Genomic DNA, 17,787 nt, shown 5'->3' with positions numbered 1-17,787 from the left:
CCCATGTATTACCTTCTTACAGTGCTTTTTATAATGGTTGCCCTGCTCCTGATAGTGGTGGTTTTGATGCAGAGGGGCAGGGGAGATGTGGGTAGTGCTTTCGGTGGTATGGGACAAGGTGTCTTTGGTCCCGGTGGCGTGGATACCATACTTACCAAGGCAACCTACTGGCTTGGCTTTATGCTCATGGGCATTGCCCTGCTTATAAGCTTTTTCCATCCCTCAAAGAGGGGCTCCCTTTTGGAAAATGAAGGTAAAGGAGCTAATACTCAGACCCAGCAAAGTGTCCCAAAGGGACAGACAGCTCCTTCTGGCACACCTTCTGGGGGTAAAAGCCCCTGAACTCTATCTGAAAATGGAGGAAGAGGTCCCCCTTCAGCTCTTGGAAGAGTACGAAAAATCTATAAAAAAGCTTGAGGAAGGTTATCCATTGCAATACCTTATTGGAGAATGGGACTTTTATGGAAGAACCTTTAAGGTGGCGGAGGGGGTTTTGATTCCAAGATCCGAAACAGAACTTTTGGTGGAGAAAACTTTGGAGCTGTTGGACTCTCGTAGGGATTACACAGGCTTAGAAATAGGAGTGGGGAGTGGTTGCATTGCCATTACCTTGCTTTTAGAAAGGGAAAGGCTGTTTATGTATGGCACGGATATAAATCCAAAGGCTTTGGAACTTACAAGGATAAACGCAGAGAACTACGGTGTTTCCCAAAGGCTTAAACTTTTGCAAGGCAAAGATTTTGAACCTGTAAAGGGCCTTCGCTTTGATTTTGTGGTTTCTAACCCTCCTTACATACCGGAGGGTCTTTGGGAAACTTTACCCGAAGGCGTAAAGCTGGAAGGTAAAGATGCCCTAATAGGTGGCAAAAAGGGTTGGGAGTTCTACGAAAGATTTGCCCAGCAGGTGGGAGATTTTCTCAAAGAAAACGGCTTTTTTGTTTTGGAAATAGGGCATGACCAAGGGCAGATAGTCCAAGAACTACTTAAGGATTATTCCCCTAAAATTTTCAAAGATTACTCAGGGCAGGATAGGGTGGTAGTAGGATGGAAATCTTAGGGCTTTTAGTTGCAGTGGTTTTCTTTGTTATATTGGAAGGTATTTTTTCTGGTTCAGAGATCGCCCTCGTAAAGACAGACAGGAGTAGAATTCTTGCCCTGTACAAAAAGACCAAGTATGAGTTTTTGATGGATTTTTACGAAAATCCAGAGGACTACATAACCCTAACAATGCTTGGATACACCGTTAGCATAGTTCTTGCCACCACCTTTTACACGCTGATAATCTTCAATTTGGCGGAGACCTTTAAGTTCTTATCTGGTTTGGAGGTACTTTTTTCTGCCACCCTTGTGATCTTTACTCTTATTTTTGGCGAATTTGTTCCAAAGGGTCTATTTCACAAACACTCAGAAAAAGTTTTGGTGCCCAGCCTCTGGTTTTTGAGCAAGCTAAAAAGGGTTCTTTTGCCTATTCTTAAGGCGGTTAGAATTTTGAGCCGACAATTGGGCAAAAGATTAGAAGGGTTATCTAAGGAAAAGCTTTCCCGAAGGGATCTGTTGGCAATAAAAGAAGAACTCGCGGAAGGAGAGGAGCTAAGGCTTGCGGTAAAGCTACTGTCTGCAAGGGATACTTACCTTTCGGAGGTGTTAAAGCCCATCCACCAGGTGGTCATGATCAGTGAAAACGCCACCGTAGAGCAGGCAATAGCAGAAATGAAGAGGAGCGGATACAAAAAACTGCCCGTTTATAGGGGCAGGGTGGATGAGATTGTGGGATATGTAGACATGTTTGATTTGGCGGAGTGGTATGGAAGGAACCTCAGCATAAAGGACTTTATTAGACCGGTTGCAGTCTTTCCTGAGTTTGCGTCTTTGCAAGAAGCCCTTGAGACCTTTAAAAGCACCAAGGAGGGTATGGGAATAGTGGTAGATGAGTTGGGAGTGGTTTTGGGCATTGTTACCGTTGATGACCTATCTTCCTTCTTTATGGGAGGCTTGGGTCGGGAGGAGCTGGAAGAGGATCGGGTCGTAGAGATAGAAAAGGATAAGTGGATCGTAGACGGGCGCTTTCAGATAGAGGACCTTGAAAGGCTTTTGGGCGTAGAGATTCCCAAGGGACCTTACTCCACCGTAGCGGGACTTTTGATCTATCATCTGAAACGAATCCCCAAAAAGGGAGAGCAGACGAACATCCAGGGTGTTATGTTCAAAGTGGTTCAAGCAGATGAAAAAAGGGTGCAAAAGGTTATGGTTGAGAAGGCTTCTTCTTAACTAACAAAGACGCCACCACCGAGATGAATATGGCGCTGAAGATCAAAAGCAAAGACACAAAAACCGGTATTTTATAAAACTCTGAGATCAGCATTTTCACGCCAATGAAAGCTAAGATGAACGAAAGCCCATAGTGTAAAAAGTGAAAGAGTGGCAAGATGGCATCTGCGGCAAAATAAAGGGACCTGAGCCCCAATATGGCAAAGATGTTGGAAGTATAAACTATGAAAGGATCCCTGGAGATGGCAAGTATGGCGGGCACCGAGTCAATGGCGAACATAATGTCTGAGCTTTCCACAAAGAGAAGGGACAAAAACAGTGGTGTAGCATAAAGCTTTTTGCCCTCTCTTACAAAGAATTTTCCATCCTTGTAGTTAGGTTTTAAAGGTATGAGCCTTTTGGCTATTTTGTAGACCAGTGTTTCTTCTGGGTGAAATTCTTTTTCCTCTGTAATCAAAAGCTTTACAGCGGAGACTATGAGGATTACACCAAAGATGTAAATTACCCAGTGAAAGAGCTTTATAAGTTCAACACCCGCAAAGATAAAGATCGCCCTAAAGACTATTGCCCCAAAAACTCCCCAAAAGAGCACCTTGTGTCTGAACTTTTCAGGCACTTTAAAGTAGGAAAATATAAGAATGAACACGAATATGTTGTCCAAGCTTAAGGCTTTTTCCAGGGAATAGCCCGTTATGTATTCCAAAAAGGCTTGGGTTCCCTTTGTGTAATACACATAGCCAGAAAAGGCAAGACCAACTCCGATCCAAAAGGCGGACAGGATCAGGGATTCTTTTACGGATATTTTATGAGGGTGTCTGTGAAAAACAAATAAGTCCAAAAACAGGGCAAGGAGGACCACAGAGCCAAAGATTATCCAATTTAGTTCATTCATTTAAGGCTTCCTTTATTCGGTCTATCACCTTAACGGGTAGCGGATCATAGCCATAAAATTCTGCCAAATAGAAGCTAACCCAATCTTCAAGGTAAGCAAGATATAAAAGCCTCTCCTCTAAGGTATCCCCCTTGCCTTGTAGCACTATGGGAGCCAAGCCCAACTCTTTAAAGAGTTCTTCTGTGATTTGAACCCTCCTTTTAACTCTAGGATGGTCCTCTGGATCCCACAGGATAATAAAGTGGCAGAGGTTCCTTGTTATTGGATTGTCAAGCCCTACAACTTCATTGTGATGGAGCTCGGGCAGTGTGGCGGTGTAGCAAAGGGTCTTGGAGTTTTCGTTGACCTGAGTTTTCCATCGGAAGGCTATGGGTTCCGTTAGCGGTGTGCCATAAACTATGGGAATGTAATTCTGAACAACTTGGGCAATGCGGTAAGCGGTTTCCTTTATCTCTCCTTTGCTTTCTTCCAAGTGCTTTCTTATTCTCTCTATGGGATCCTTTTTCCCAAACAAGCTCATAACCGCCGATAACATAAAGCCAAAGGCGTAGCGTGGAGCATAGTTAGAGGGAACCTCCACAAAGTCTAAACCTTCCCTTTGGGCAACCTCCCTTAGCTTACCCCCAGAGCTGACGCAGACAACCTTTAAACCCCTTTTTATCCCTTCATCCGCCACGCTCAAGGTCTCTTCCGTGTTTCCGCTGTAGCTGATAGCCACCAATAGCCAACCCTCCCTCACGTAAGGAGGCAGTTCATAACCCCTCAGAGATAGAACAGGAACCCTTACCCCATCCTTTTCTAAAAAGAGCTTTAGCACATCCCCCACAATCCCAGAGCCACCCATTCCGGTAAAGACGATCCCCCTGTAATCGTTGGGAGATATAGTAGTGATTTCATACACAACGAATTGTTCTGGCAATCTTTCTATCCATTCTTGTGCCTTCATAGGCCGAAGATTACCTGCTTGCCCGATTGGGTTGGCAGAGGAGTTTGGTGTCTCAACAGATTCAAAGAAAATTCAAGGTTGTTGTATAGGGTTATGGAGTAATTGTCCCAAAAGACGCAGGTGCCAGCGAGGCAAAAGTACCCACCGCTGGTGGGTGCGATCTGCTCTGCAATGAGTAGGGTGTAGTTGCCCATGTTGGAGACAGCAGTGTCTTCTCCTCTTACCACCACCTTTATATCGGGCATAAGAGGCTTTATAGTCGCACTGCATGCGAGCATGATTTTTTCTACATTAACTTCGTTTTTTTGGTTCTTGTTGTATCTTCTGATTTTTGAGGTTACCACAAAATACTTTTCTCCGTTGTGGTTGTTTACCTCGTCAATCACCTCATCTGGGTTTAGCTCCATGCCGAACCTTCTTGCCAGAGTGTTGCAGGTGTCCGCTATGTGATCCTCATTTTTATAGTATCCACCCAGTATGACCTTTTTTCCAAGCTCCCAAACCCACTTTTCTACCTCCTCCGCCTCCTTTTCAGTGAAAGGAATTTCTGGATAGTTGAACACGATCGTATCATACTCCTTTAACTTTTCCCAACGATCCACTTCCTCTATGATTATGTTGTGTTTTTCTGCCTCCCTCTGAAGGATTGAAAAGTAATAATAGTCTGTGACGGTAAATTCCTGATGGGTTATACTCCAGCCTACCTTGGTTATCATAAGTTCTTTATTTTATCACACTATCACGTTCACAAAGGACCTATCTCCTCGCCTTACCACTTCTATGCGTTGGTCAAACTTCTCTGCCAGATCCTCCAGATGGCTTATGATCCCAACCATCCTGTTGGCATTGAGCTTTATCATCTCAAAAAACTGAGATAGCTCTTCCCTCGTTTCCCTGTCAAGGCTACCAAAGCCCTCATCAATGAAAAGGCTCTCTATGGGTGCGTTCTTGGATATTATGTCGCTTACACCAAAGGCTAAAGAGAGGCTTGCCAAAAAGGTCTCTCCACCACTCAAGGTGCTTACGCTTCTTTTGTGTCCGGATATCCTGTCTATTATTAGGATTTCTGAACCCTCTAAGTCATACTCGTAGGCGCCAGATGTGAATTTTTGCAGGTAGAAGTTGGCCCTTGCTATGATCTTTTGGAGCATGATCTGACTTAAAAATTCCTGAAGCCTGTCTGCCCTAAAGTCCCTTTCAAGGATTCTGTATATACCCTCCTTCCTCTGAAGCTCCTCTTGATCCTTCAAAAGCTCTTCCCTCCTTTTTAACCCTTCCTCTATGCGCGTTTTTTGTTCCCTTAAATGTCCAAGCTGAACACTTTTGTTTTTGTGTTCTTCTTCCACCTGCTGCATCTTAGCCTTTATCTCTTGGGTAGGTTCTACTCCCTCAAAGTTCTTCAGTTCTTCCTTTAGCCTTTGTTCTTTTTCTTTCAACAGGGCAACGTTCCTTTTGTAATCTTCCAACTCTTGCTTTAGCCTTTCTATGTATTCCTTGGGTTTTATGAGTTTTTCCAGCTCTTGCACCGTTCCGAGCCCAAACTTCTTTATGGCCGGCTCCAAGTTTTTGGCAACCCTTTCCTTTTCCTCTTTTAGGTTTTGTATATTCCTTTCTCTTTCTAAAAGGGCGGTTTGGACCCTTTTCTCCTCCAGTTCTACATTTCTTAACTGTTCGGAGATAGTGGTATAGTTGTTTCTTATCATATCCCTTCTGTCTTTGAGGGTTTTTAACTGGACCTGTTTTTCCCTTATGTCCTGTTCCTTAACTTCCCAAAAGCCTTCTATTGCTAAATGCTCCTCTATCTCTTTTATTAAGGTTTGCAACTTTTCCCTTCTACCCTCCTGGGTGGATAGCCTTTCTCTTTTGGTGCTTAGCTCTTCCTTTAAATTCTTAAGTTTTTCCTCTGCCTGTTTTAGCTTTCTTCTGCATTCCTCCAGTTCAGCTTGGGACCTTTGTAGTTCCCTATACTCCTCTTCAAACCTCTCTTCTTCCTCCCATTCATTTAGCAGTTGCCTTAGCTCCCTCTCCTTTTCCTCCAGGGCAGAAAGCTTGCTCTCTATTCTTGCCTTTTTCTCAAGTTTCTCAGATTCAAGGGCTTTAAGCTTATCCAGTTCCCTTTTGATGGTTTCAAAGTTCTCAGAGGGCTCGGTGGGAGGTAGCTGGGTAATTACGTTGCCACACACTGGGCAAAGGTCTCCCTCCTTTAGGTGTGCCCTTATGTGTTCCACATGAAAGCGAATAAGGGAGCTTTCCTTCTCTTTTATGTCTTCTCTGATTTTTTCTAGCTGTTCTTCCAAGAGCTCCTTCTCTTCTTTAAGAAGTTCCAAGCTTTCCCTTTCCCTCCTTACCTCATCAAGCTTTATCTTTATGGGATTGAGCTCCAAAAGTCTTCTTTGCTTTTCCTCTAAATCTTCTATCTTCTCCCTTAGCTCCTTTATGTAGTTTTCGCCCCTGTCTATTCTCTCAGTTAGATTTTTGATATCTTCCTCCAAAGTCTTTATCTCTTCTTCTGCGTTTTCCAACTCCTTTAACTTTTGGTTTCTTTCTCTGTGTTTTTCAAGGGCGTTCTTTAGCCTTTCTAACTCCTTTGTTAGTTGTTCTATTTGCACATCGTACTCGCCCAATCTTTCCCACTCTTGACGGTATTTTTCCAACTGTATTTGGAACTGCTCCCTCTGATGGGAAAGTTTGGCAAGCTTTTCCCTTAAACTCTTTATTTCCTTTATCTCCTGCTCCTCCCTTTGGGAAAGACTCTTAAAACTTTCCACGTAGGGAGCATAGGAGCTTAGCTCTTCCATTACCTGAAGATCCCTCTCAAGCTGTTCCATCTTCTCTGCCTTTTCAAGAAGTTCTGTTAGCTGTCTTTGGCACTCTGTTAGCTCTTCTTGAAGGCGGTCCCTGTTGGATGCAACATTGAGCCTTTCTTGTAGCTTCTTTTTCTCTTCTTCCAAAAGGTTAAGGTCCTTCTCCAAAAGGGTGATCTCTTTGTTTACCCTTTCAAGCTCCTCTTTTGTGGCAAAGCTGAGCTCACGCAAGGATGCGGTTATACTCTCCAAGCGGTTTTCAATCTGTCTTTTTGTCTCCCTTATCAGCTCCGCCATTTTCTCAATAAGGGTATCTACACCCAAGAGCTTGTTTAGAATTTCTCTCCTTTGCTGTGGCCTTTCGGGCTTTAAAAACCTGTCAAACTGTCCCTGTGGCAAAAGTATAACCTTGGTAAAGGTATCATAATCAACTCCTAAGACCCTTTTGATCAGCTCAGGAAGCTCGTTTGCCTTTACATTCTTAAGCCTGTTCCCTTCCCAGAATCTTACCTCACCCCTTCCCTTCCTCACAGCCCTCTCGATGGCATACCTTTTGTCCCTGACGGAGAACTCCAAGAATACCCTCATATGGTCTGTTCCTTTTGAGATCAGGTGCTCATGGAGGTCTCTTTTATCTCCGTGCCTTGGCACCTTTCCAAAGAGGGCATAGCACATGGCGTCTATTAAACTTGTCTTTCCTGCCCCTGTCCTACCCTGAATGATAAAAAATCTGAGCCCTGAGAAGTCTACGCTATGCCTTCCCCTAAAGATGGTAAAGTTTTCCAGTTCAAGCCTGATGGGTCTCATGCTGAACTTCGTTCAAAAGGCGAAAAACTTCTCTTTCTATCTCCTCGGGTAGTTCTTGATTGTAATTCTGTTTGTAGTATGCCCTGTAAATCTGCAAAAGGTCCAAGCCTTCTACTTCTATGGGAAGCTCAGTAGAGCTACTCTCGGGCAGTTCCAAGTTTAAAAAGACAAGCTTTTCACCCAATACCTGATGCAGTTTTTGGGTTTTCAGATTGAGCATTGGGTCCTTTATGTCCGCCTCCAAGATCACCTTAAAGAGTGCCTTCTGATCCTTTATTTCATCCAGAACCTTGTCAATGCTTTGACCCTTTGCTATTCTCACCTCCTTTAACTGTCTGTATAGGGAAAGCTCCAGGGCTTGCACCTTCGCCCCAAATTCCTCCAAAACCACCAAATTAACAAACTTCTTTGTGTCCTTCTCGGAAAAATCTATCTGATAAAGACTGCCCGAGTAGTGAGTGGGTGGAACTGCTGACTCTATTCTTTGGTTGAGATGGAGATGTCCAAGGGCCACATAGTGAAAGCTCTCGGGTATTTGGTCTGGTCTTATGGCATAAAAACTGCTCACGCTTGCCTCCCTTTCTGAGCCAGCAATCTTCCCCTTTTCTACCATGAGGTGGGCAAGGAGTACGCGATATTTATAGCCTTCCACCGCCTTCGCCAAGGCTTTTAGATACTGGGCTACTTTGTGGGAGTAGCTTCTGTGGGCATCCTCCGAGATGGTGGTCAGGACCCTTTCACTGGGATAGGGCAGGCACGCAATGGCTAAGTCTTTGTATTGAAAGACCATATCCTCCACCTTTGGGCTTGGTCTGTCAAAGATATGCAACCTCCCCAACTTTTTGATGCCCGCATAAGCCCTAAGTTTATCGTAGCTATCGTGGTTGCCCGCTATAAGCACCACCTCTATACCTTTTCCTGCCCACTCTGTCAAAAACTCAAGGACTAGACCTTCTGCGGAGTAATCAGGGATCGCCTTGTCAAAGATGTCCCCTGAAATCAGCAAAACATCCACCTTTTCACTAAGACATATGTCTGAGACCTGTTCTAAGGCATAAGCCAAATCCTCGTTCCTTGATACTTTGTTTAAGGTTTTCCCCGCATGAAGGTCTGATATGTGGAGTAGCTTAAACATCCTTTAAGATTTTATCCAACTTCTCCACCAAGGGATTAAGTGGGTCCTCTTTCTTCAAAAGCTTCAGCTTATCTTTGGCTTCCCGTAGCACTATTTGAACTACCTCCTCCGGTGCGTTGGCGTGTTTCATAAGCTCTATATCTTCTTTATCTATCACTCCAAACTCTACCATAGTGTTCTTCATATAGTCCAGTAGAGGTTGCCAGAAGGGAGTGTAATAGAGGATTATGGGAAATCTGTAGACTTTACCCGTTTGCACGAGGGTAAGCGCCTCAAAGAGCTCATCAAAGGTGCCAAACCCTCCCGGAAAGATCACGTAAGCCATGGAGTATTTGATCAGCATAACCTTACGCACAAAGAAGTATTCAAACTTCAAAGATATATTTTGGTATTTGTTGGGTTTTTGCTCTGTAGGAATTTGTATGTTTAAACCCACAGATACAGTTCCTGCGTCATAAGCTCCCCTGTTTGCCGCCTCCATGATCCCTGGACCGCCACCGGTGATTATGTGAAAGCCAAGCTTTCCAAGCATAAAGGCGGTTCTGTATGCATGCTTGTATATCTCGTTTTCCTGACTTAACCGGGAGCTTCCAAAGAAGGTAACCGCAGGACCCACATGGGAGAGGGTATCAAACCCCTCCACAAATTCACTCATTATCTTCAAAACTCTCCAGGTGTCCCCCTGTTTTATCTTTAACTCTTCTATAAGCCTTAGTTGTTTATTGTTCATTTAGGTCCTTTACCATACCCTCTAGCTTTAAAAGGTCTCCCTCTTGAGGTTTGTTTATGTGGTGGGAGTATCTAACCTTTGCCCTCTTCTTTTGCTTAACCACTTTCTTCTTTAAAGACTTTACAGTTGTCTTTTTCTGCTGGGTTGCAGCCAAAGAGGGTTCAGGTAAGGTGATAGTGGAAAAAATAAAAAGGCTTAAGAATACAAAAATTAACTTCTTCATGCTCCACCTCCTTTGCCCCCTAGGGAGGCGGTTAAATTATAGCATATCCTCTTCCTCTTCCAAAAGGCTTATTGGTTTCCTACCCGCAAAGCCCTCGTTCAGCTCATGCCAGTACATTATGGTATCTTCGTCCTCTTTCCAGCAGAGCCAGATGTATCTGTTTTTATGAAAGCTCAAGAAATCCACCAGTATTGGGTCTATACCCTTTATCACTCCGCCCAGTGCTTCTATCTTTCTAAAAAGGGAGTCTATTAGCGCTTCCAGGTCCTTTATGTGGGATTCTAGATACATCCTTTCAAGGGGGTCCTGCTCCTCCTGAAGTCTTTCATAAGCTTCCGTTAGCTCCATTCTCTTGGTGTTTATCTCTTCCACTATGGGCTTGATTACAACTAAGGTCTCTCTTGCGGTGTCTAAATCAAAAACCTTCATCTGCATGGTTATTAATTTATAGGCAGTATTACCGTTGAGCAACAGTTTGGAGATACAACTGGCTCCAGACCTATCTCTTTAGCGTGGGTTAAAATACCTTCTGCGGGGAAGGTTATACCATTGACGCCCGCATAGAGGGCATAGAGGTCCATCTTGATCCTCTCAGGTCCTGCAGGTCTTGCACAGCCGATAACCACCGGCGTCTTTGGTAGTTTCAACCTTGCGTGCAAAAAGACCTTTGCACATTCCTCCGGCGTGGGTGGGGGTAAAAGTTGGAACTTTGCCTTTCCGTAGTAGGGCATAACTACCACTAAAACCAGACCATCTGGGTCAAACTTAGAGATCATGTCTATTGCCCTGTATTCACCCAAGATCTTCCCATAGTGGAGTCCAATGATCACATGGGGCACTATCTTATGGTTGTATTCTTTAAGAAGTGCCAGGGATTCCTCGTAATCTTTCACGGACTTATGGGGCAGTTTATAAACCTCCGCTATGGTCCTATCATCTCCTATCACATCCATAAGTACTGCATCTACGCCGGCTTTTTTTAGGCCCTTTGCCAGTTCCCTGTCTACAAGTCCCACATGGCAGGTGGTGATCAATCCCAGCTCCTTTTTGAGATAAGCAATGGCTTCAAAGAAAGGGTAGAGCTCTACCACTCCGTCCTTGTTGGAACCGCCAGATATTAGTATGCCTTCAATACCTTTGGCTTTTAGCTCCTCTCCAACCCTTTTTAGCTCCTCCGGTGTGGTGGCGGGAATCATGTGCCAGAGGATTTTGGACGCACAGTGGTCGCACATAAGCTCGCAGTTTTTACCCGTTATGGAAACATCCACAAACTTTGGACCAGTGGCTACGTAAAAGTCTTCCACTTGGTAGTGCTTGAAGCCAGGGCTATAAAAATAAACCTTCTTCCCGAAGTTCTCTTCCCTTACCTTGAAACCTTCAAAGAGCTCCTCTAAAAGTTCTTGATCGAGGGGGGAAGAGACCCCCTCAAGGTTTTGAATTATCCGCACTTTATACCCTTTTCGTTGGCTACCTTTGTTAGGGCATCCACAGCTGCCTGTCCCTTAAGCAGTAGATTGATTTCTTCAGGATTGGTGGGCTTTATCTTGGCGATCCAACCTTGACCGTAGGGGTCATCGTTTACCAAGGCGGGGTTTGTCTTGAGGGCTTCGTTTATCTCCACTATCTCACCGGTTAGAGGCGTAGGCACGGGTCCCACCCACTTACCGCTTTCTATGGTGGCTACACTTTTACGCCTTTCTATCACCCTGCCGGGCTTCTTGGGAGTGTAGGCAACGAGCCTTCCAGCCATTGCGGCCGCTATGGACGTTAGCCCTATGGTAAAGGTGCCATCTCCATTGTCCTTTGCCCATGTGAAGGCATTGGCCTCTGGGTCCACATCGTAAAGCAGGTCCTCGGGTATGTTGCACCCATTCACTACTGCCATGCTATACCCTCCTTTATAAGATTTTTAAAAGGTGATTACTTTATCTGCCTCCATCGCCCTGAGGGCGAACTCACTGGCCGGCACAATACCGTCCAGCTCTGGGATCAGCTCCTCCGGCTTGTAACCTAAAGCGTCTATAGCCTGCTTACAGGAGTAGAACTTAACTCCTGCCTGCTTAGCGTCCTTCATAAAATCGTAAACGGTCTTCAACTTCTTTCCGTTGACGCTCAAACAGTTTGGCTCTGCGGGCAAAATCCTCTCTGCCACACCCTTTTTCAGGAGCCTTGTTCCATCCATATTGAAAAACATTTCCACCTCTGCGTCGTTGGAAGCCATCAACGCAGCAATGTAAAAGGGCGACGCACATCTCCAGGGAGTTCTGGGTCCGCTGGTCATAAGGATCACAACCTTCACGACTCTATAGCCCTCCTTGCCTCCTCTTCTGACGGGACGCCCACAAAGGCAAGCTTTCCGTCTATGATGGTGGAGGGGACAGCCCTAATTACGAGCTTCTTTGCCCACATTCTACCCTCCGGCTGTGCCACATCCAAAACTTCATACTTAAAACCATACTCCTTTTGGAGTTTTTGCCAGAGGGCGTCCGCATCGGGACATGTGGCACACCATTGAGAGACCAAAAGGATCACATGTTTGTCCTTTGCCGCCATCACGTACACCTCATGCAGATTATGTCCCATTCATCTATGTATTCTCTCATCTTTTCTATGGCTTGGGGTCCATAGAGCAGATCCTTTAGGTCCCTTTCCAAGTCCACCGGCTTCATCCTCACGATCCAGCCCTCTCCGTAAGGGTCGTAGTTTATTATGTCTGGCTGTTCTAAAACCTTTTCGTTGCGTTCCACCACCTCTCCTTCCACTAGGGCGTTTATGGGTCCCGCCCACTTACCACTTTCAAGGGATGCCACCGGCTTTCCCTTCTTTATGTATTTACCCACGTCCTTTATACGGGCGTGGAGCAGGCGCCCAGCCCGGACCTGCCCCACATCCGTAAGACCCATTGTCACAGTCCCATCTTCGTTTATCCTCAACCACGTTTGGGTTTCTATCTCGTAGTACAGGTCCAGTGGGATTATACAGCCGTTATATTCCCACTCCTTTTCCATTCTTCCGCCTCAAGCCAACCCAAGCCTCTTTAGCACGGGCAGAGGGTCCGAAAGGTTATCCTTCAGCTTAACGTCGTTGGCGCTGTATCCAAAAGCCAAGCCCAAGAGTTGTGTGAAGTACGCGGCGGGCACATCCACATCGGGCACGCCCTTCATCATGAGCCTGTGTCTGTACATCTCCAGAGATGCGTGGCAGAGGGGGCATTCGGTAGCTATAATGTCTGCACCATTTCTCTTGGCGGTCTGCAGGATCATCATAACAAACTTCTCAGATACTTGCTCGTCAGACAGAGAGTGTGGTCCTCCACAGCACTGGGTATGCATGGGCTCAAACTCTACACTGGTAGCGCCCGCAGCCTCCAAAAGGGCATTCATGTAGTAGGGATGTTCGTCGTCATCGGCAGTTTCCCTTCTCCTTGGTCTTGCCTCTTCACTTTGACCACCTGCGTGGGAGTACGTCCTAGCATAGAAGTGAGGTCTTGTATAAAGACATCCGTAATAGTTGGCAACCTTTAGCCCTCTGAGGGGTCTTTTGGTCTTCTCCTTTACCTTCTGAGGTCCTGCCTCGTGATAGAACCACTCTAGGATGTGATAGGTCTCAGGAATTTTGTCCAAGGGGTCCACACCACCTTCTTTGAGAAGGGCATTGACCCTTTCAAAGATTTTGCTGTCCGTTTGCAAGAAGTATTCTGCCCTCTGCAGGGAGAAAGAACATCCGTTGCAGGGTGCCACGATCACATCGTGCCCTTGCTTTCTTGCCAAAGACATGTTCCGAGCGTTCAAAAGCAAGGTGCCCATAAAGGTAATATTCTTGGACTCCATTGCACCACAGCAGTTGTAATCTTCCAGATAATCCAGCTCCAAACCTAGCTCCCTTGCCACTATTCTGGTGGATACATCATAAGCCCTCGCGGCACCCTCTAAGGAACAACCTGGATAATAGGCAACCCTTTTACCAATAACACCCATCTTTATACCTCCTTAAGTTAGTGCTCCTTCTTCTTGCATAACTTTTCTTAGAACTTGCTTGAACTTGTTCCAACTTTTGGTCCTTGGATGGAAGAGCATGTGCTTGGCGTTCAGGACCAAAAAGCTAATGTTCATGGACTTTATGGGTTTCATTACCAACTGCTTTAGCCACTCGGGTGTTTCTCCGAGGAAGGGTATGGGCTTTTTCAGGATGGGGTCCTTTACCACATTGTAGCCTTGCTTTTCAATCCAACCAAAGAGCAATTCTCCGTCCTCTATCCTTCCGTACTCAAGGACCGATTCGGTAAAGAATTTGTCAAACTTCTTGGAAGGGTACTCGTCTATGAGACCCTTCTTCGCCATAGTTCTGAGGATTACCTTTAGCACCTCTTCCACCAGCACACCCTTTGGACATCTGTGGGTGCATTTATGACAGGACACGCACCTCCACATTACATCCGCGCGTTTTTGAAGCTCATCAATGAGCCCAAGCCTTGCCAAGTATATAAAGTGCCTTGGGTTGTACCGCTCATCCCAATAGTTGTGCACCGGACAAGAAGCGGTACAGTATGAACACTGATAGCATAGGGTTATGGTCTTTCCGTCTGGGGAGTTTATGATCTCCTTGGCAAAGTCCAGGTCATAATCGTTGATCACACGAGGGAGGATGATCAGGTTCCAGTCTCCTGATACATCCACCCCGTCAATAACTAATCTTTCCTTCCTTACAATTCTTTCTGGCTCTACTAAGCTTCTTTCGTGTATTGCCATGGCTAAACCTCCAATTCAATGTCTTGTGGTCTTTGAACACCTAAAAGTCTCCTTGCCATGACACCAGCCGGTGGGAAAAAGCCCTTGGCGCTATGCATGGTGGATAGCGTCATGTAATCCACATAGGTGGCGTATATCATGGCAAGGAAGATATCTACAAAAAGGTAGCCCTTTACCTTTATACCAAAATCAAGGAGCTTCTCTTGTATCTGTTTGTAGATCTGTTCAAACTCCTCGTAGGTTTCTCCGTACATATGCCTCTTTGGGGGCTCCTCCTTGAGGAAGACCACCGCTCCGCTCTCACTTTCGGGGTCCCATATCCAGCTGGTCCACAGCACATAATCCTCTGGGAACGTAAAGTGCAAAAGCTCAGACGCCAAGTCCCTCGCTGCCTTTCTATCCACACCCTTTATGGACTTTACAAAATTTTCCACCCTTTCTTCCCAGCTCTTAGCCTTTCCATAAAGCAGGTCGCTTATAGCCCTTTTTAGATTTTCCACGCCCGTCTCTTCTACGAGCCTTTGTCTCTTTCTCCTCACAGAGAATACCTTTTCTAAGATGCGGTCCAGGTCTTCTTTGCTCAAAGAAGCAAGGTTTTCCTTGCTCAAGCTCTTTTGGAAAAGGAGGGACTTGGCGAGGAGGTCCTTGTAAAACTCTTGGACAAACTCCTCACCCTCTCCGAGGATCTTTATGAGATAATCCCTAACCAAAAAATCGTCTAAAACTGCAAGTTTCTTCATACCGTTACCTTTGCACCCACGAAGGCTGCAGCCTCTGCACCGGCCGCTTCACCTTCGGAGAGGGAGGACTCTATGTCTATGGGTCCCTTGCAGGCACCCGCTATGAATATACCGGGTTTGTTGGAGATGATGTTAGAGCCAGACTCTTCGGATGGAACCAAGAACTTGCTGTCTGGGTCCTGAGCAAGTCCCAGTATTTTAGCTACCTTCTTTGTGCCCGCGGATGGTTCCATACCAAGCACAAGGACCACCAAGTCCATAGGTACTTCGGCAGGTCTTTGGACGATGGTGTCTTCGTGCTTTACCCTTAGCCTACCGTCTGCAGGGCTGTAGGTTATCTCCGCTATCCTACCCCTTACGTACCTTACGCCATACTGCTCTTGGGGTGCCCAGTAGAAGGGATACTCCCAAGTTCCGTAGGTTCTAACATCCATGTAGTAGCAGAAGACATCCACATCGGGATAGTGCTGTCTTATTTCCATAGCCTGCAGACCGGACAGGGCACAACCATATCTACAGCAGTGCACGTTGGTTACACCCAGCTGTCTGTCCCGAGAACCCACACAGAAAACAAAGGCTACCCTCTTTGGCAGTTGTCCGTTTGAAGGTCTGTAAAGTCTTCCTTCCTTGGAGAACATTTGTTCAAGCTCTAGGTTGGTGATCACGTCCGGATACAGTCCATAACCTAGCTCTCCCTTTCTCCTTGGGTCAAAGTGCTCAAAGCCCGTGGCAACCACTATAGCACCCACCTCGTGGGTTTCACCGTTGGAGAGGGTAACCTTGTAGCTTCCGGGCTCTCCCTCACAGGCGGTAAGCTCCGTCTTTAGTTTGACCTGCACGTTGGGGTTGCTTTCAACTTCCTTGATGTAGGGACCGAGCACCTGCTCTGGCTTTAGCTTTCTGGGTATGAGGGTGTGATAGTGGTTCAGGATAGGGTTCCCACCTAACCTGTCCTCTTTTTCCACCAGGATAGTTGGTATACCAAGCTTTCCAAGGATCCTTGCCGCTCCCAAACCGGCAGGTCCTCCACCAATTACCAGCACACTCTTTGCCATAACCAAACCTCCTATAAAGTGTTTATTAAAGGGGGCAAAAGCCCCCAAAAAAGCTTAGGACTTAAACAATGGCATATTGGCAGTGGCAGATGCCCTAGGCTTTCCTGTGGAGGTTTTGCTGTAGGGCTCATAAAGGTCGTATTCCTTGAAGAATTCCATCAGCTCGTCATACTTGCCAGCCTTTTCAAGCTCGGAGATGTACTTAACGGTGTCTTCCCATTCCTTCTTGAGCTCTCTCCAGTTGGTGATGCCCATCTTCTCAAGAAGTGGTTCGTAGTGGGAGCAGTTCCAGTAGAGCTGGACAATCTTGAATGGATGAGCTCCGCAGGCAAGTGCAGCAAACATTACATCGGACATTACCGCCACAGGGTAATACATGCCGTGTGCCTTTCCGATCCACTGGTTCTTTTCAAAGGTGGTGGTGCATCCCGTGTCGTGGGTAATGATTACGTCTGCCTTTACTTCCTCTGCGATCACCTTAAGCTTCCTTTGGATCGCCATAGACCTGGTGAACTCCCTTTCGGTTAGAATGTGCCTAAAGCCAAAGCCACAGCAGTCATACCATGTGGAGTAATCTACCACCTGGGCACCCAGTGCCTTTATAACTGCGGTGGATGCGGCAGGTCTTTGTCCGTTGTAAACTTCTGGGTCGTAGGGATAGTCGTCGGCGATCATCTTGTAGGTATGGCAGGCGTTGTGTATGGCAACCCTAACATTGGAGACATCTATACCCTTTGCCTTACCTTCCTTTTCGTAGAGTTCTTTGATCCTGTATCTCATAGCGTGGACCCACTCGGAGTAGTGAACCACCTCTTGGGGTATAACGATCCTTCCGTCCTCTGTTAGCCTTCCGAGCTTTTTGAGGATGGGCTTTACCGCATCCCTGAGCTCTTTGTTCATTATGAGCTGTTCCCTGGTTTCCTTGTAAGAACCAAAGGATGTTCCGCAGTGAATGAGGGGATAGTACCCAGTTTTCCAAGCTTGGTGCATGTTCCTGAGCCAAACTGCAGCCAAGGCTACGGGGTTGGAAGTTCCGGAACCATGATAGTTCCAAGCGGTGCAGGAAGTTTGGTGAGGCTCGTTAAGGTAATCGAGTCCAAACTTGTTCATAAACCAGAACAGTGAAGCGGGATATCCGGGTATGTTTCCACACTGTCCGCAGGATTTGTGGTGCCAAAGCTTGTTGGTAGGGATGAGCTTGATCCTTCCAGTCCTTGTATAGACGGGTATGGGTTGATGCTCCTCCGTGATCCTGTGTATGAGGATCTCGCCCTTAGCCTCCAGCTCTTCCATCATTTCAAAGATATGGTCGTAGTGGGCGTCATACTCCTTCACTGGGAAGGGTGGCTCTTCGGGGTACCTGAGAATACCCCCTGGGCTAACATAGCCCCATTTAGACTCTAACTTGGCGTGTGCCATGGTAACACCTCCTTAAGTTT

General features: G+C 46.2%; 21 protein-coding genes. 3 read left to right on the top strand and 18 right to left on the bottom strand.

Going from position 1 to position 17,787, the window contains the following annotated elements; all coding sequences use genetic code 11:
- The first annotated feature begins 3 nt into the window (after positions 1-3).
- Genes secG through THERU_RS00260 form a run of 3 tightly spaced genes read left to right on the top strand, consistent with a single transcriptional unit; the run spans position 4 to position 2,268 of the window.
- Complete coding sequence (secG, locus tag THERU_RS00270; protein WP_025305284.1) at positions 4-342, top strand: preprotein translocase subunit SecG; 339 nt, start codon at positions 4-6, stop codon at positions 340-342.
- Positions 248-1,057: a peptide chain release factor N(5)-glutamine methyltransferase gene (prmC, locus tag THERU_RS00265; RefSeq protein ID WP_038531916.1), complete on the top strand. Its 810-nt coding sequence runs from the start codon at positions 248-250 to the stop codon at positions 1,055-1,057. Before secG ends, prmC begins: the two co-directional genes overlap by 95 nt.
- Positions 1,045-2,268, top strand: a complete 1,224-nt coding sequence (locus THERU_RS00260; protein ID WP_025305282.1) for a hemolysin family protein — start codon at positions 1,045-1,047, stop codon at positions 2,266-2,268. The genes prmC and THERU_RS00260 overlap by 13 nt, the downstream gene beginning before the upstream one ends.
- Here THERU_RS00260 and THERU_RS00255 read toward each other — a convergent pair.
- Genes THERU_RS00255 through THERU_RS00170 form a run of 18 tightly spaced genes read right to left on the bottom strand, consistent with a single transcriptional unit; the run spans position 2,243 to position 17,767 of the window.
- On the bottom strand, positions 2,243-3,160 hold the full coding sequence (locus tag THERU_RS00255) for a TerC family protein (protein ID WP_025305281.1): 918 nt from the start codon (positions 3,158-3,160) through the stop codon (positions 2,243-2,245). The genes THERU_RS00260 and THERU_RS00255 overlap by 26 nt on opposite strands.
- A complete protein-coding gene (locus THERU_RS00250) occupies positions 3,153-4,106 on the bottom strand; it encodes a bifunctional phosphoglucose/phosphomannose isomerase (RefSeq protein WP_025305280.1) in 954 nt (317 codons plus the stop codon). Before THERU_RS00250 ends, THERU_RS00255 begins: the two co-directional genes overlap by 8 nt.
- The gene (locus THERU_RS00245) at positions 4,103-4,822 is read right to left on the bottom strand and encodes a hypothetical protein (RefSeq protein ID WP_156916177.1); all 720 of its coding nucleotides are present in this window, start codon (positions 4,820-4,822) and stop codon (positions 4,103-4,105) included. Before THERU_RS00245 ends, THERU_RS00250 begins: the two co-directional genes overlap by 4 nt.
- A gap of 15 nt (positions 4,823-4,837) precedes the next feature.
- Positions 4,838-7,717: an SbcC/MukB-like Walker B domain-containing protein gene (locus THERU_RS00240; RefSeq protein WP_025305278.1), complete on the bottom strand. Its 2,880-nt coding sequence runs from the start codon at positions 7,715-7,717 to the stop codon at positions 4,838-4,840.
- Positions 7,698-8,852: a metallophosphoesterase family protein gene (locus THERU_RS00235; protein ID WP_025305277.1), complete on the bottom strand. Its 1,155-nt coding sequence runs from the start codon at positions 8,850-8,852 to the stop codon at positions 7,698-7,700. The genes THERU_RS00240 and THERU_RS00235 overlap by 20 nt, the downstream gene beginning before the upstream one ends.
- Positions 8,845-9,582 (bottom strand): LOG family protein, encoded by a 738-nt coding sequence (locus THERU_RS00230; RefSeq protein ID WP_025305276.1) that lies wholly within the window; start codon positions 9,580-9,582, stop codon positions 8,845-8,847. Before THERU_RS00230 ends, THERU_RS00235 begins: the two co-directional genes overlap by 8 nt.
- Positions 9,572-9,805: a hypothetical protein gene (locus THERU_RS00225; protein WP_025305275.1), complete on the bottom strand. Its 234-nt coding sequence runs from the start codon at positions 9,803-9,805 to the stop codon at positions 9,572-9,574. The genes THERU_RS00230 and THERU_RS00225 overlap by 11 nt, the downstream gene beginning before the upstream one ends.
- Before the next feature lie 36 nt (positions 9,806-9,841).
- Positions 9,842-10,240 (bottom strand): DUF2203 domain-containing protein, encoded by a 399-nt coding sequence (locus THERU_RS00220; RefSeq protein WP_245565824.1) that lies wholly within the window; start codon positions 10,238-10,240, stop codon positions 9,842-9,844.
- A 5-nt stretch (positions 10,241-10,245) separates the two neighbouring features.
- Positions 10,246-11,253 (bottom strand): radical SAM protein, encoded by a 1,008-nt coding sequence (locus THERU_RS00215; protein WP_025305273.1) that lies wholly within the window; start codon positions 11,251-11,253, stop codon positions 10,246-10,248.
- Positions 11,244-11,690 (bottom strand): glycine cleavage system protein H, encoded by a 447-nt coding sequence (gene gcvH, locus THERU_RS00210; protein WP_025305272.1) that lies wholly within the window; start codon positions 11,688-11,690, stop codon positions 11,244-11,246. Before gcvH (THERU_RS00210) ends, THERU_RS00215 begins: the two co-directional genes overlap by 10 nt.
- 24 nt (positions 11,691-11,714) lie before the next feature.
- Complete coding sequence (locus THERU_RS00205) at positions 11,715-12,104, bottom strand: DsrE family protein (RefSeq protein ID WP_025305271.1); 390 nt, start codon at positions 12,102-12,104, stop codon at positions 11,715-11,717.
- The gene (locus THERU_RS00200; protein WP_025305270.1) at positions 12,101-12,358 is read right to left on the bottom strand and encodes a thioredoxin family protein; all 258 of its coding nucleotides are present in this window, start codon (positions 12,356-12,358) and stop codon (positions 12,101-12,103) included. The genes THERU_RS00205 and THERU_RS00200 overlap by 4 nt, the downstream gene beginning before the upstream one ends.
- Entirely contained in the window at positions 12,358-12,813 is a 456-nt protein-coding gene (gene gcvH, locus THERU_RS00195; protein WP_025305269.1) for a glycine cleavage system protein H, read from the bottom strand. The genes THERU_RS00200 and gcvH (THERU_RS00195) overlap by 1 nt, the downstream gene beginning before the upstream one ends.
- A 9-nt stretch (positions 12,814-12,822) precedes the next feature.
- Entirely contained in the window at positions 12,823-13,782 is a 960-nt protein-coding gene (locus tag THERU_RS00190; protein ID WP_025305268.1) for a CoB--CoM heterodisulfide reductase iron-sulfur subunit B family protein, read from the bottom strand.
- Positions 13,783-13,794: 12 nt separating this feature from the next.
- Entirely contained in the window at positions 13,795-14,553 is a 759-nt protein-coding gene (locus tag THERU_RS00185; RefSeq protein WP_025305267.1) for a 4Fe-4S dicluster domain-containing protein, read from the bottom strand.
- Between the two features lie 2 nt (positions 14,554-14,555).
- Positions 14,556-15,293 carry a hypothetical protein gene (locus THERU_RS00180; RefSeq protein WP_025305266.1) on the bottom strand — a complete coding sequence of 246 codons (738 nt, stop codon included), beginning with the start codon at positions 15,291-15,293 and terminating at the stop codon, positions 14,556-14,558.
- Entirely contained in the window at positions 15,290-16,348 is a 1,059-nt protein-coding gene (locus THERU_RS00175) for an FAD-dependent oxidoreductase (protein ID WP_025305265.1), read from the bottom strand. Before THERU_RS00175 ends, THERU_RS00180 begins: the two co-directional genes overlap by 4 nt.
- Positions 16,349-16,402: 54 nt before the next feature.
- The gene (locus tag THERU_RS00170; RefSeq protein WP_025305264.1) at positions 16,403-17,767 is read right to left on the bottom strand and encodes a heterodisulfide reductase-related iron-sulfur binding cluster; all 1,365 of its coding nucleotides are present in this window, start codon (positions 17,765-17,767) and stop codon (positions 16,403-16,405) included.
- Between the last annotated feature and the right edge of the window lie 20 nt (positions 17,768-17,787).

Source organism: Thermocrinis ruber (assembly GCF_000512735.1).
In the GTDB taxonomy this organism is placed as follows: Bacteria; Aquificota; Aquificia; order Aquificales; family Aquificaceae; genus Thermocrinis; species Thermocrinis ruber.
This window is presented reverse-complemented; position numbering and strand designations above follow the sequence as displayed.